Annotated in this window: 16 protein-coding genes and 1 tRNA gene; 5 read left to right on the top strand and 12 right to left on the bottom strand. The window is 65.0% G+C overall.

Going from position 1 to position 12,473, the window contains the following annotated elements:
* The first annotated feature begins 7 nt into the window (after positions 1-7).
* The 4 genes from RTW82_RS22025 (at position 8) to ychF (ending at position 3,426) form a co-directional block, all read left to right on the top strand.
* On the top strand, positions 8-949 hold the full coding sequence (locus RTW82_RS22025; protein WP_021220434.1) for a ribose-phosphate pyrophosphokinase: 942 nt from the start codon (positions 8-10) through the stop codon (positions 947-949).
* Between the two features lie 109 nt (positions 950-1,058).
* A complete protein-coding gene (locus RTW82_RS22020) occupies positions 1,059-1,667 on the top strand; it encodes a 50S ribosomal protein L25/general stress protein Ctc (protein ID WP_263404501.1) in 609 nt (202 codons plus the stop codon).
* A gap of 34 nt (positions 1,668-1,701) precedes the next feature.
* Positions 1,702-2,286, top strand: a complete 585-nt coding sequence (pth, locus tag RTW82_RS22015; protein WP_031288103.1) for an aminoacyl-tRNA hydrolase — start codon at positions 1,702-1,704, stop codon at positions 2,284-2,286.
* 39 nt (positions 2,287-2,325) lie between these two features.
* Positions 2,326-3,426: a redox-regulated ATPase YchF gene (ychF, locus tag RTW82_RS22010; protein ID WP_021220431.1), complete on the top strand. Its 1,101-nt coding sequence runs from the start codon at positions 2,326-2,328 to the stop codon at positions 3,424-3,426.
* Between the two features lie 57 nt (positions 3,427-3,483).
* Here the strand turns inward: ychF and RTW82_RS22005 are convergent, their stop codons facing one another.
* The 8 genes from RTW82_RS22005 to RTW82_RS21970 all read right to left on the bottom strand — a co-directional run bounded on the left by RTW82_RS22005 (position 3,484) and on the right by RTW82_RS21970 (position 9,086).
* A complete protein-coding gene (locus RTW82_RS22005; RefSeq protein ID WP_316926487.1) occupies positions 3,484-3,870 on the bottom strand; it encodes a carboxymuconolactone decarboxylase family protein in 387 nt (128 codons plus the stop codon).
* Complete coding sequence (locus RTW82_RS22000) at positions 3,860-4,273, bottom strand: MerR family transcriptional regulator (RefSeq protein ID WP_316926486.1); 414 nt, start codon at positions 4,271-4,273, stop codon at positions 3,860-3,862. Before RTW82_RS22000 ends, RTW82_RS22005 begins: the two co-directional genes overlap by 11 nt.
* A gap of 69 nt (positions 4,274-4,342) precedes the next feature.
* Complete coding sequence (locus RTW82_RS21995) at positions 4,343-5,683, bottom strand: dihydroorotase (RefSeq protein WP_316926485.1); 1,341 nt, start codon at positions 5,681-5,683, stop codon at positions 4,343-4,345.
* A gap of 2 nt (positions 5,684-5,685) precedes the next feature.
* On the bottom strand, positions 5,686-6,246 hold the full coding sequence (locus tag RTW82_RS21990; protein WP_043245640.1) for a carbonate dehydratase: 561 nt from the start codon (positions 6,244-6,246) through the stop codon (positions 5,686-5,688).
* Positions 6,243-6,623: a phosphoribosyl-AMP cyclohydrolase gene (hisI, locus tag RTW82_RS21985; protein ID WP_316926628.1), complete on the bottom strand. Its 381-nt coding sequence runs from the start codon at positions 6,621-6,623 to the stop codon at positions 6,243-6,245. The genes RTW82_RS21990 and hisI overlap by 4 nt, the downstream gene beginning before the upstream one ends.
* 47 nt (positions 6,624-6,670) lie before the next feature.
* A complete protein-coding gene (locus tag RTW82_RS21980; RefSeq protein ID WP_044404512.1) occupies positions 6,671-7,540 on the bottom strand; it encodes a metal ABC transporter solute-binding protein, Zn/Mn family in 870 nt (289 codons plus the stop codon).
* Positions 7,541-7,557: 17 nt separating this feature from the next.
* Entirely contained in the window at positions 7,558-8,418 is an 861-nt protein-coding gene (locus tag RTW82_RS21975; protein WP_316926484.1) for a metal ABC transporter permease, read from the bottom strand.
* Entirely contained in the window at positions 8,418-9,086 is a 669-nt protein-coding gene (locus RTW82_RS21970; protein ID WP_316926483.1) for a metal ABC transporter ATP-binding protein, read from the bottom strand. The genes RTW82_RS21975 and RTW82_RS21970 overlap by 1 nt, the downstream gene beginning before the upstream one ends.
* Positions 9,087-9,304: 218 nt before the next feature.
* Here RTW82_RS21970 and RTW82_RS21965 point away from each other — a divergent pair.
* A tRNA-Met gene (locus RTW82_RS21965) sits at positions 9,305-9,381 on the top strand.
* A gap of 149 nt (positions 9,382-9,530) precedes the next feature.
* Here RTW82_RS21965 and RTW82_RS21960 read toward each other — a convergent pair.
* Genes RTW82_RS21960 through RTW82_RS21945 form a run of 4 tightly spaced genes read right to left on the bottom strand, consistent with a single transcriptional unit; the run spans position 9,531 to position 12,438 of the window.
* Positions 9,531-9,836, bottom strand: coding sequence for a HigA family addiction module antitoxin (locus tag RTW82_RS21960; RefSeq protein WP_301154121.1), 306 nt, complete (start codon positions 9,834-9,836; stop codon positions 9,531-9,533).
* 10 nt (positions 9,837-9,846) lie between these two features.
* Positions 9,847-10,125, bottom strand: a complete 279-nt coding sequence (locus tag RTW82_RS21955) for a type II toxin-antitoxin system RelE/ParE family toxin (RefSeq protein WP_236205811.1) — start codon at positions 10,123-10,125, stop codon at positions 9,847-9,849.
* 16 nt (positions 10,126-10,141) lie between these two features.
* Positions 10,142-11,179: a tyrosine-type recombinase/integrase gene (locus RTW82_RS21950; protein ID WP_316926482.1), complete on the bottom strand. Its 1,038-nt coding sequence runs from the start codon at positions 11,177-11,179 to the stop codon at positions 10,142-10,144.
* Entirely contained in the window at positions 11,176-12,438 is a 1,263-nt protein-coding gene (locus RTW82_RS21945) for a hypothetical protein (RefSeq protein WP_316926627.1), read from the bottom strand. Before RTW82_RS21945 ends, RTW82_RS21950 begins: the two co-directional genes overlap by 4 nt.
* Positions 12,439-12,473 lie beyond the last annotated feature (35 nt).

Genomic DNA, 12,473 nt, shown 5'->3' with positions numbered 1-12,473 from the left:
ACTGCGCGTGTCCAAGATGATGGTCTTCACGGGGAACGCCAACCCCGATCTGGCGCGTCGCGTCGTACGTCAATTGCACATCCCCCTCGGTGATGCCTCCGTAGGCAAATTCTCCGACGGCGAGATCAGCGCTGAAATCAATGAAAACGTTCGCGGTAAGGACGTCTTCCTGATTCAGCCCACGTGCGCGCCCACCAACGACAACCTGATGGAACTGGTGGTGATGGCTGACGCCTTCCGCCGCTCCTCGGCGTCCCGTATCACTGCAGTGATCCCCTACTTCGGCTATGCCCGCCAGGACCGCCGCCCGCGTTCCGCTCGCGTGGCGATCAGCGCGAAGGTAGTGGCCGACATGCTCACCGTGGTCGGCGTCGACCGCGTGCTGACCGTCGACCTGCACGCCGACCAGATCCAGGGCTTCTTCGATATTCCGGTAGATAACATCTACGGCTCCCCCGTTCTGGTGGATGACATCGAAGACCAACGCTTCGACAACCTCATGATCGTCTCCCCGGACATCGGTGGCGTGGTGCGTGCTCGCGCCGTTGCCAAGTCCCTGGGTGTCGATCTGGCGATCATCGACAAGCGTCGTCCCAAGGCCAACCAGTCCGAAGTCATGCACATCATCGGTGATGTGGATGGCCGTACCTGCGTCCTGGTCGACGACATGGTCGATACCGCCGGCACCCTCGGCCACGCTGCCAAGGCCCTGAAGGACCACGGCGCCGCCAAGGTCTACGCCTACTGCACCCACCCGGTGCTGTCGGGCCGTGCCATCGAGAACATTGAAAACTCCGTGCTGGACGAGCTGGTGGTGACCAACACCATCCCCCTGTCCGCCGCGGCACAGGCCTGCTCGCGTATCCGCCAACTGGATATCGCGCCGGTCGTGGCTGAAGCGGTCCGCCGCATCAGCAATGAGGAATCGATCAGCGCGATGTTCCGCTAAGCGGACATCCCTGACGAAAACGCCCCGCTTCGGCGGGGCTTTTTTGCCCAACCGCCCAAGATGCTGGTCGCAAGCACTCGGGGCGGTTTGGCTATTTTGGAGAAACGTAATGACTGATTTTGCCCTGAATGCCGAAGCGCGTTCCGACCTGGGGAAAGGTGCGAGCCGCCGCCTGCGTCGTAATGCCAACCTGGTTCCCGCCGTGGTCTACGGTGGCGAGAAAGCCCCGGAATCCGTAAGCCTGCTGGCCAAAGACCTGGCCAAGCTGCTGGAAAACGAAGCCGCCTTCAGCCACGTGATCGCCCTGAACGTTTCCGGCAAGACCGAAACCGTTCTGATCAAGGCCCTGCAGCGTCACCCGGCCAAAGGCTTCGTACTGCACGCTGACTTCCAGCGCGTCGTTGCCGGCCAGAAACTGACCGCTCACGTGCCCCTGCACTTCCTGAACGAAGCGACCGCCGTTGGCGTGAAGACTGGTGGTGGCGAGATCTCCCACACCATCTCCGAAGTCGAAGTCTCCTGCCTGCCGAAAGACCTGCCGGAGTTCATCGAAGTCGACCTGGCCAAGGTTGAACTGGGCCAAATCGTTCACCTGTCCGACCTCAAGCTGCCGAAAGGCGTCGAGCTGGTCGCACTGGCGCACGGCAACGACCTGGCTGTGGCTAACATCCACGCCTCCCGCGTTGTGAAAGACGAAGCAGAAGGCGCAGCCGAGTAATCACTACTCGCCAGCCTGAGGAAGGGCCCCTGTCGTGACTGCCGTACAACTGATCGTCGGCCTGGGTAATCCAGGCCCTGAATACGACCAGACCCGGCATAACGCAGGGGCCCTTTTCGTTGAGCGCGTGGCAGACAGCCAGCGCGTCAACCTCTCCCTCGACAAGAAGTATTTCGGCCTGGTCGGCAAGTTCAGCCATCAGGGCCGCGACGTTCGCCTGCTCATCCCCACCACCTACATGAACCGCAGCGGCCAGTCCGTAGCGGCGCTCGCCGGTTTCTTCCGCATCCCGGTCGAGGCGATCCTGGTGGCCCACGACGAACTCGACATGCCTCCCGGCGTCGCCAAGCTCAAACTGGGCGGCGGGCACGGCGGGCACAACGGGCTGCGCGACATCATCGCCCAGCTCGGCAATCAGAACGGCTTCCACCGCCTCCGGCTCGGCATCGGCCACCCGGGGCACAGCAGCCTGGTCTCCGGCTTCGTCCTCGGCCGCGCCCCGCGCAGCGAACAGGAAAAGCTCGACTCCAGCATCGACTTCGCCCTCGGCGTGCTGCCGGAAATGCTCGCAGGTGACTGGACCAAAGCGATGCAGAAGCTGCACAGCCAGAAGGCCTGATCACACCTCTTTATCGCCAATCAGCGCGAGGGACATAGCATGGGATTCAATTGCGGCATCGTCGGCCTGCCCAACGTCGGCAAGTCCACCCTGTTCAACGCCCTGACCAAATCCGGCATCGCGGCGGAGAACTTCCCCTTCTGCACCATCGAGCCGAACAGCGGCATCGTGCCGATGCCCGACTCGCGCCTGCAGGCACTGGCCGAGATCGTCAAGCCCGAGCGCGTGCTGCCGACCACCATGGAATTCGTCGACATCGCCGGCCTGGTAGCCGGCGCCTCCAAGGGTGAAGGCCTGGGCAACAAGTTCCTCGCCAACATCCGCGAGACCGACGCCATCGCCCACGTCGTGCGCTGCTTCGAAGACGAGAACGTCATCCACGTCTCCAACAGCGTCGACCCCAAGCGCGACATCGAGATCATCGACCTCGAACTGATCTTCGCCGACCTCGACAGCTGCGAGAAGCAACTGCAGAAGGTCACCCGCAACGCCAAGGGCGGCGACAAGGACGCCCTGGCGCAGAAGGCCCTGCTGGAAAAACTCATTCCCCACTTCAGCGAAGGCAAGCCCGCACGCTCCCTGCTGAAGAACCTGGGCGATGAAGAGAAGCGCATCGTCCGTGGCTTCCACCTGCTCACCAGCAAGCCGGTGATGTACATCGCCAACGTCGCCGAAGACGGCTTCGAGAACAACCCGCACCTCGACGTGGTGAAAGCCATCGCCGAAGAGGAAGGCGCCATCGTGGTACCGGTCTGCAACAAGATCGAAGCCGAGATCGCCGAACTCGACGACGGCGAAGAGAAGGACATGTTCCTCGAAGCCCTCGGCCTCGAAGAGCCGGGTCTCAACCGCGTGATCCGCGCCGGTTACGACCTGCTCAACTTGCAGACCTACTTCACCGCCGGCGTGAAGGAAGTGCGCGCCTGGACCGTGCGCATCGGCGCTACCGCCCCGCAGGCCGCCGCCGTGATCCACACCGACTTCGAAAAAGGCTTCATCCGCGCCGAAGTGGTCGCCTATGACGACTTCATCCAGTTCAAGGGTGAAGCCGGCGCCAAGGAAGCCGGCAAATGGCGCCTGGAAGGCAAGGAATACATCGTCAAGGACGGCGACGTGATGCACTTCCGCTTCAACGTCTAAGCCCTCCCCGCTTCACCCGAAGCCCCCTGCGGACCTGCGCCGCCGGGGCTTCGTGCTTCAGGCCGCCTCGCCCCGCTGCTCGAACACCTCCCGCGCCACCGCCAGGCCATTCAGCGCGGCCGGAAAGCCCGCGTAGACGGCCATCTGCATGATCGTCTCGATGATCTCCGTGCGGCTGGCGCCGACGTTCAGCGCGCCGTGCACGTGGACCTTCAGTTGCGGCGCGGCGTTGCCCAGGGCAGTCAGTGCCGCCACCACGGCGATCTCCCGGCTCTTCAGGTCCAGCCCCGGGCGGGAATAGATGTCGCCAAAGGGGAACTCCACCAGGTAGCGCGCAAAGTCCGGGGCAATGCCCACCAGGCTCTCCACCACCCGCTCACCGGCCTCGCCGTCGATCTCCTTCAGTTTCGCCAGCCCACGCTGGTAGCGGCTCTCATCGTTCATGTGCGTTGTCCTTCTCGGTTGATGGCTCCAGCGCCAGGGCCTGCTCGCACGCGCGGTAATGCTCGATCTTCGCGTGCAGCGCATCGGCGGCCTGGCGCATCGCCTCGATCTCGGCCAGGACCTCCGCAAGGTGGCCCTCCAACATCTGGCGACGCGCCGGCACCGTTGGGTCCCCGGCGCTCCTCAGCGCTGCGAACGCCTGCATCTTGCCGATGGGCATGCGGGTCGTGCGCAAGCGCAGCAGGAACTCGATCCAGGCCATGTCCGAAGCCGCGTAACGCCGCTGCCCACCCGGCGCCCGGCCCACCGGGGCGATGAGCCCGATGCGCTCGTAATAACGCAGGGTGTGAGCCGTGAGCCCGGTGCGCCGGGCGACTTCGTCGATGCTGAGATGAGGTTCCATGGGGCGATCCTAGAAGTTCGAGTGCGCTCTAAGTCAACCCTTTGCCGGCGCCGCGTCAAGCACAGCCCCTCAGCACCTTCGAAAACGCAGGGGCAGCCCCTGGCAATCTTGGCCGAAATGTCCCTGGTGCCAGCCCAGCTGGCCCGACACCAGCGTGGTGCGCACCGCGTGGCGGAAGGACCGGCCCTGGAACGGCGTCCAGCCACATTGCGCGTGGATCGGGTCCGCCTCCACCGGCCGGGGCTCGGCCAGGCGCTCCACCAACACCAGGTCCGCCCAGTAGCCCTCGCGCAGGTAACCGCGCTGCTCGATGGAGAAGCGCTCCGCCACCGCGTGGCTGGTCTTGTGCACCAGCAGCGTCAGCGGCAGCAGCCCGTCGGCCACCAGCTCCAGCAGCGCCGGCAGGCTGTGCTGCACCAGCGGCAAGCCGGCGGGCGCCTGGGCGTAGGGCCGGGCTTTCTCCTCCCGGGTGTGGGGCGCGTGGTCGCTGCCGATCACGTCCAGACGCCCGTCCAGCAACGCCCGGCGCAGGGCATCGCGGTCGGAGGGTGTCTTGATCGCCGGGTTGCACTTGATCAGGTGGCCCAGGCGCGGGTAGTCGCGGTCATCGAACAGCAGGTGGTGCACGCACACCTCGGCGGTGATGTGCTTGCCCGGCAGCGGCCCGGGGGTGAACAGCTTCAGCTCCCGCGCGGTGGTGATGTGCAGCACATGCAGATTGGTGTCGAAACGACGGGCCAGCGCCACCGCCCGGCTGGAGGAGCGGTAGCAGGCCTCCGCATCGCGGATCAGCGGGTGCGCCTCGGGCGGGATGGCATCGCCATGGCCGGCCGCCCATTGCGCCTCGCGCTCGCGGATGCGCGGCGCGTCTTCGCAGTGGGCCAGCAGCAGCGTCGGGCAGTCGCGGAACAACCGCTCCAGGGAGGCCTCGTCGTCCACCAGCAGGTTGCCGGTGGAGGCGCCCATGAACACCTTCACCCCCGCCACCCGCTCCGGGTCGAGCCGGGCCACGGTGTCGAGGTTGTCCCGGCTCACACCGAAGTGAAAACCGTAGTTCACCGAGGAACAGGCCGCCGCGCGGCGTTCCTTCGCCACCAGCGCCTCCAGGTCCAGGGTCGGCGGCTGGGTATTGGGCATGTCCATCACGCTGGTCACGCCCCCGGCCAGCGCCGCGCGGGACTCACTGAGGAAAGTGCCCTTGTGGGGCGCGCCCGGGTCACGGAAATGCACCTGGTCATCGATCATCCCCGGTAGCAGGTACTGGCCCTTGGCGTCGATCACGCACATATTCGGGCGGGCGCTGATGCTGCGGTCGATGCGTTCGATACGGCCGTTGTGCACCAGCAGGTCGGCCTCCCATTCGCAGCCTTCATTGACCAGGCGGGCATTGCGGATCAGCAGGTTGTGCATGGCTAGAACTCGTTCTGCAGGGCCTTGTAGCCACGCACCAGATCGATGTTGGTACGCGCCACGTCTTCGGAGAATTCGGCGGCGGAGACGCTCACCCGGGGCAGGCTGTCCAGGTCGGTCTTCGGCCCGATGCGCTGGGTCGAGGTCACGTGGAAGCCCGGTGGCAGGTCGCAGCCGTCCACCACCGCGTTGTGCCGCACCACGCAGCCATCGCCCACGGTGCAGTTGAACAGCACGCTGTTGAAGCCGATGAACACCCGGTCCCCCACCTGGCAGGGGCCGTGGATGATCGAGCGGTGGGCGATGGAGGTGTGGCTACCGATGGTGACCGCCGCCCCGGACTTGGAGTGGATCACCACCCCGTCCTGGATGTTGGAGTTGGCGCCGATGACGATCGGCTGCATGTCACCGCTCGCGTCCACCTCATCCGCGCGGATCACCGCATAGGGCCCGATGAACACGTTGTCCTGCACGATCACCTTGCCGCAGAGGATGGCGGTCTTGTCCACATAGGCGGACTCGGCAATCACCGGCAGGTGGCCGGAAGGGTTCTTGCGGATCATGGATGGCCTCCCGCAGAGGGTGCCGGCACCGAGCTCATCACCCGCAGCCCAACGTCGGACAGTTGGTTGTAGAAACAGGAGCGACGCCCGGTGTGGCAGGCCGGGCCGGCCTGGTCCACCTGCAGCAGCAGCGCATCGCCGTCGCAATCCAGGTGGGCGCTCACCAGGTGCTGCACATGCCCGGAGGTGTCGCCCTTGCGCCACAGGCAGCGGCGCGAGCGCGACCAGTAGCAGGCCCGACCCTCCTCCAGGGTGAGCCGCAGGGATTCGGGGTTCATCCACGCCAGCATCAGCACCTCGCCGCTGTCGTACTGCTGTGCCACGGCGGCGATCAGACCGTCGGCATTCCAGGGGATGGCCGCCATCACCTCCTCCAACGGTCGCGCGGTGCCGGCCGGGCTCCGCTCCAGTTGCAGCCAGAAGCTCATGGCGCCAGCGCCTGCAACAGCCGCTCCACGTTCTGCCGGTACATGCCGAGGTAAGTGCTGGCCGGGCCCTCGGCCGCCAGCGCATCGGAATACAGCGTGCCGCCCACACGCGCCCCGGCCTCCTCGGCGATCTGCTTCACCAGCCGCGCATCGCGGATATTCTCCACGAAGATGGCCCGCACGCCCTCCGCCCGCAGCTGGCGGATCAACCCCGCCACCTCGGCAGCAGAAGGCTCGGCCGCATCGCTCACGCCCTGGGCCGCGAGGAACTGCAGGCGCCACTCCTGGGCGAAGTAACCGAAGGCATCGTGGCTGGTCAGCACCCGGCGCCGCTCCGGCGGCAACGCCATCAGGCGCGGGGCGATGCTCTGGCGCAACGCCCCCAGGCGGCCCAGCCAGGAGTCCCGCCGCGCCTCAAAGGCCGCCGCGCGGGCCGGCACCAGCTGCACCAGCGCCTGGGTGATGTTGCGCGCGTAGATCTCCGCATTGCCCAGGCTCTGCCAGGCGTGGGGGTCCACCAGACGCTGGTCGTCCTCCAGCACCGTCATCGGCACCACGCCCTTGCTCGCGTCGATGCGCGTACCGCGCGCCTCGCCGTTGGCCAGCAGGCGCTCCAGCCAAGGCTCAAAGCCCAGCCCGTTGGCGATCACCAGGTCCGCCTCCAGCACCGCCCGCACCTGGGCCGGCGCCGGCTCAAAGACGTGGGCATCGGCATCCGCCCCCACCAGGTTGGTGAGCTGGATGTCGTCCCCGCCGATCTCACGGGTGATGTCCGCCAGGATGCTGAAGGTGGTCACCACCCTCGCCTTCTCCGCAGCGGACAGTGAAACGGGCAGGCACAGCAACAGCACAACGCACAGGCGCATGAACATGCGGGGGCTCCTCAACAGGGCACGGGAAGGGGCGCGCGTCGCAGCAAGCCGTGGACCGGCCCGACGAACACCGAAATCAGGTAAGCGAGCCCCGCCAGCAACACGATGCAGGGCCCGCTGGGCAGGTTGGCGTGGAACGACAGCAACAGCCCCAGCCACACGCAGCCCGCGCCGATGTCCGCCGCCGTCAGCAGCAGCACCGGCAGGCGCCAGCTCCAGAAGCGCGCGGCAGCCGCCGGCAGCATCATCAGCCCCACCACCATCAGCGCGCCGATGGCGTGGAAGCCGGTCACCAGGTTGAGCACCACCAGCGCCAGGAACAGCGCATAGGCCGGCGCCCCGAAGCGGCTCACCCCACGCAGGAACACCGGGTCGAAGCTGTCCCACAGCAGCGGGCGGTAGATCAGCGCCAACAGCGCCAGGCTCGTGCCGGCCACCGTCAGCATGCTGCGCAGCGTCTCGCCGTCCACCGCCAGGGCCGAGCCGAACAGCAGGTGCAGCAGGTCGATCCGGCGCCCGGCCAGCCCCAGCAACAGCACCCCGCCCGCCAGGGAAATGGGGTAGATGGCCGCCAGGCTCGCATCCTCCCGCAGGCCGGTGCGGCGGGTGATCCACGCCGCCAGCCCCGCCATTCCCAGCCCCGCTACCAGGCCGCCGAAGGTCAGCGCCGGCAGGCTCAGGCCGAAGAACCAGAACGCCAGCGCCGCGCCGGGCAACACCCCATGGGAAATGGCATCGCCGATCAGGCTCATGCGCCGCAGCATCAGGAACACCCCGAGCGGCCCCGCGCTGCACGCCAGCGCCACCCCGCCCAGCAGCGCCCGCTGCAAAAAGGCGAACTCCGCAAAGGGTTGCCAGAGCGCCGCGAGCATCAGGCCACCTGCTGGCTGGCCGACGCCGGCAGCAGCACGCGGCTGGCGCCGTGACGGCAGCCGTCGGCGCGGATCAGCAGGCAGCGCGGCAAGCGCTCGCGCACCGCCTCCAGGTCATGGCAGACCACCAGTTGCGTGCGCCCCTCCCGCTGCCAGCGGGCGATGCGCTGCCAGAGAATCGCCTGGCCCTCCGCGTCCAGCGCGGCGTCGGGCTCGTCCAGCAACAGCAGCGGCGCGTCCATCAGCTCCAGCCGCGCCAGCAAGGCCCGCTGCAACTCCCCGCCGGAAAGCGCCAGCAGCGGCTGGTCGGCCAGCGCCTCCAATTGCCAATCCGCCAGGGCCGCCTCGCAGCGCCGGCGCCGCTCCACCCGGCTCAAGCGGCTGCGCCACAACCCCGCCATCGCCAGCTCCCCCAGGCTGAGGGGGAACTGCCGGTCCAGCGCCTGTTGCTGCTGCAAAAAGCCCACTGCCCCCAGGCCCGCCGCCCCGACGCTCACCCGCCCCGCCAAGGGGCGCTGCAAACCGGCGATCACCCGCAGCAGGCTGCTCTTGCCACACCCGTTGCGCCCCACCACCGCCGTGAGGCTGCCGGCCGGCAACGCCAGGGAAAGCGGCGGCGCCAACGGCCGCGCAGGCGGCCCCCATTGCAAGGCATCGAACTGAAGCATCGTCAGGTCCTGGGCGTGGGAGAAAGGGCTGTAGGAAATCGCAAATGTTATAAAGTAACATTTCACGCTTCACAACCCTTTCCTCGCGCACGCCCCCTCCCCTTTTCCAACCCGAACGCCAACCGGCACCCACCGCTAAGCGGTTGATCGCCCTTCGAAAAATTCTGAAAAGTGGGGTTGACAGAGGCAGGAAGCGAGAGAATAATGCGCGCCACGTTGGCTACGTAGCTCAGCTGGTTAGAGCATAGCATTCATAATGCTGGGGTCCGGGGTTCAAGTCCCTGCGTAGCCACCATACAAAACAAGGGTTTACCGAAAGGTAAGCCCTTTTTTGTTTGGGCCGGTGACTACAAAGTGACTACGGGGTGTCCACATCCCGTCCTGGCAATCCTCCAGCCAGAAAAAAAGCCCCGCGTTCGCGAGGCTCTCTCCTTCCATCTGTTTTCAGCCGTGTGCAGCCAAGGGTTCGATCTCCTGCTCGATCTCTTCCCCGTTTGCCGCCAATGCAACAGCCAGTGAGTAGTCAGACTGCAGGTTCATCCAGAACTGAGCGGTAGTGTCGAAGTACCGGCCGAGCCTGATTGCGATATCCGCAGTGACGCCACGACGCTCACGGGCAATGTCGTTAATGGTGGGTGCCGATACGTGAAGTGCACGAGCAAGAGCTGCAGGAGTGATTCCAAGCGGTTCAAGAAACTCTTCACGGAGCACCTCACCTGGATGGACCGGACGCATACCGTTGATCAGCATGGCTTCCTCCTCAGTGGTAATCGATGATTTCGACATCTGCCGGGCCGCTGTCAGTCCATACGAAGCAGATGCGCCATTGATCGTTGATCCTGATGCTGTGTTGACCTGCTCTGTCTCCAGCCAGTGGCTCAAGCCTGTTACCGGGCGGTGAGCGCAGATCTCGCAATTCATTCGCGGCATTCAGCATGGCCAGTTTGCGGGAGGCCACGGAGAGGATGTTGCCCCAGCGCCTGGATCGCCCGGTGAGGAAGAGCTGCTTGCTGTCCTCACATCTGAAGCTTCGAATCATACATTAACCCTTAACGTTAAGCATTAATCTCAGCTGTTTCCCTGTCAACCCTGGGCACCAGGTGGCTGCTGATCTCATGGCCGATAAGTGCCAAGGGCGAGAGCCGCAAAGCCGACTCAAGATGGTCCGGCGACAGGTGCGCGTAGCGCATGGTCATGGTGATCGAGGAGTGCCCGAGGATCCGCTGCAGGCCCAGGATGTCCCCTCCGCTCATCATGTAGTGACTGGCGAAGGTGTGCCGCAGGATGTGGGTGAGCTGGCCCGGGGTATTGAAGCCACAGCGCTTGTAGGCACTTCGGAAGGCGGACCTGCAGGACATGAACAGCCGCCCGTTTCCCGGCATCCCCAGGCTCAATGCGAGCGCCTCTACTTCCGGCGGGATAGGCACCGAGCGGGACTGTCGGTTCTTGGTCCGATGGAAATGCGCCTTGCCACCGAAAAGTGCATTGCGCTGCAGCGATTCGGCTTCATCCCATCGAGCGCCGGTAGCCAGGCAGATCAAGGCGACCGGGTAGGTGTGGTTGTTCGTTGAGTGCCTGCACTCTTCCAGCAACTGCTCGACCTGGTCCAGGGCGAGGAAGGTCAGCTCGGTCTGGTCGACCTTGATCTGGCGGACCTTGGCCAATGGGTTGATGCCATGCCAAGCACCCAGGCGGATCAGCTCGGAGAACACCGCCGAGAGGTAACGCTGCTCATGGTTGACCGTACTGGGTGACGCCTCTTTCAGCCGTGACTGGCGATAGCGGGCCCAGGACAGCGTGTTGAAGTCAGAGACCAGGGGATCGCTCAGCCGCTCGACTACCGCCAGGGTGCGGGAGAGTCTTGTCTTGCTGTCCTTGAGCGAGCAGCCGTGCAGTTCATGCCAGAGGTTGACCAGGTCGGAGAGGCGATCATCCAGTGGGCGGCCCGTCTGCTTGAGAGCAGCGAAGTAGTCCGACTCGAAACGCTGGGCTGCAGCCCTGGTAGCGAAGCCCTTCTTACGGATGCGTTTGCCAGATCGCCCATCCTCGTAGAAATCGGCGGTCCAGGTCCTGCCGTCCTTGCGGGCAGTCATATCGCTCTCCCCCACCTCACCGTCCGTTCCGCCAAGAGCTTCTGGATGTGCTTGTAGAGGTCTCCCTCACTCATCTCCTTGTCGGCGTAGTGGTCGCGGATCACAGGCCAGCACTCCCATTTTCTCAGACTGGCAAAGGCTTTCTGGGCGCCCACTCGCTCACGGGCAAGCAGGCTGATGAAGTTTCCCAGGAAGAGCTCCACGTTCTTGCCGCTGAAGCCCTGTGAGGTTTTGAAGTGGCGCTTGTAGTGGGTCTGCCCGGCGAGGGATTCGGCAGGGATGGAGACCTTTACGTCCTGGCGCATCAGGGTCCAGAAGGCATCGAATACGCCCTTGCTCGAGCAGAGCCGGAAGGACTCGAGACCGTATTGGAAGAGCCCGTCGAGATGGCTGGCCAGCTCCGCGAAAGTGCGGCTTTCAAGGATTTCTCCAGTGCGGGTATCGGCCGAGCCATCAGCGAACTGCTGGACGATGGAGTGGTGGTAGCGCAGCTCGATACGCCACACCGTCTCATCCGGGTTGTAGTTCTGGTCGTCTTGGGCGTCGAAGGGGTTGTCCATGCCGGACCAGACCGAACGCCAGTAGTCGAGCTTGTCAGTGCTCCAGGCCTGGAGCGACTTGTTGTAGATGGCGAGCTGCATGCCGGAGGCGGAACCGAACAGGAAGGACTGCCCTTTCCCATAGGTGACTGCCTCACCGTCGTAGTGGACTTCCTTAATGCCGGAGAGATCGCGGCGGGTGCGGGCCCGGCACAGCAGGCGCTCCATCAGATCGACCGGAGGAGCCCAACCTTGTACGTCCAGGGCAAGGTGAACGGCGCATTGGTTGGTCTCGACGTGGTGCATGGCCTCATGGGCGAAGCGGTCCATCCACTCCTGCAGCACCTCGGGCGGGCACGATTGGATGGCGTGGGGGCTGACCTCGATCTTCATGTGCGCACCGATCACATCGATCTTCACGTTGAAGTTCTTTAGCAGCAGGACGAACCCCAAGTCGGCGTTCTGGAGCTTGTACTGGTAGCCCGAATCCCGACCTACACGTCCAGCGTGCCAGTGGTGTCCGGCAAATATCACGATGCCGCCCTCCTCCACCACAGAGAGCACTTCGGGGCGGATCATCCCCCGATAGAGCTGGCGGACCGTATCGACGCGGCAGCCCAACAGGCGGACGCTCGACAGGTCGGTGATGCGGGCGGTCTTCTTGTTCAGAAACAGTCGCCCATGTGCTGACTCCTCTGCGGTGAGGGCATCCAGACGCATTTGATCAACTGCCTTACTCACTTCGTATTCCTCTT

Source organism: Pseudomonas sp. zfem005 (genome assembly GCF_032621735.1).
In the GTDB taxonomy this organism is placed as follows: Bacteria; Pseudomonadota; Gammaproteobacteria; order Pseudomonadales; family Pseudomonadaceae; genus Metapseudomonas; species Metapseudomonas solani.
This window is presented reverse-complemented; position numbering and strand designations above follow the sequence as displayed.

Coding starts and splice junctions, on each gene's coding strand:
- RTW82_RS22020 (WP_263404501.1), top strand. CDS start 1,059: ATGACTGATTTTGCCCTGAATGCCGAAGCGCGTTCCGACCTGGGGAAA.
- ychF (WP_021220431.1), top strand. CDS start 2,326: ATGGGATTCAATTGCGGCATCGTCGGCCTGCCCAACGTCGGCAAGTCC.
- RTW82_RS22005 (WP_316926487.1), bottom strand. CDS start 3,870: ATGAACGATGAGAGCCGCTACCAGCGTGGGCTGGCGAAACTGAAGGAG.
- RTW82_RS22000 (WP_316926486.1), bottom strand. CDS start 4,273: ATGGAACCTCATCTCAGCATCGACGAAGTCGCCCGGCGCACCGGGCTC.
- RTW82_RS21995 (WP_316926485.1), bottom strand. CDS start 5,683: ATGCACAACCTGCTGATCCGCAATGCCCGCCTGGTCAATGAAGGCTGC.
- RTW82_RS21990 (WP_043245640.1), bottom strand. CDS start 6,246: ATGATCCGCAAGAACCCTTCCGGCCACCTGCCGGTGATTGCCGAGTCC.
- RTW82_RS21980 (WP_044404512.1), bottom strand. CDS start 7,540: ATGCGCCTGTGCGTTGTGCTGTTGCTGTGCCTGCCCGTTTCACTGTCC.
- RTW82_RS21975 (WP_316926484.1), bottom strand. CDS start 8,418: ATGCTCGCGGCGCTCTGGCAACCCTTTGCGGAGTTCGCCTTTTTGCAG.
- RTW82_RS21970 (WP_316926483.1), bottom strand. CDS start 9,086: ATGCTTCAGTTCGATGCCTTGCAATGGGGGCCGCCTGCGCGGCCGTTG.
- RTW82_RS21960 (WP_301154121.1), bottom strand. CDS start 9,836: ATGCTGATCAACGGTATGCGTCCGGTCCATCCAGGTGAGGTGCTCCGT.
- RTW82_RS21955 (WP_236205811.1), bottom strand. CDS start 10,125: ATGATTCGAAGCTTCAGATGTGAGGACAGCAAGCAGCTCTTCCTCACC.
- RTW82_RS21950 (WP_316926482.1), bottom strand. CDS start 11,179: ATGACTGCCCGCAAGGACGGCAGGACCTGGACCGCCGATTTCTACGAG.
- RTW82_RS21945 (WP_316926627.1), bottom strand. CDS start 12,438: ATGCGTCTGGATGCCCTCACCGCAGAGGAGTCAGCACATGGGCGACTG.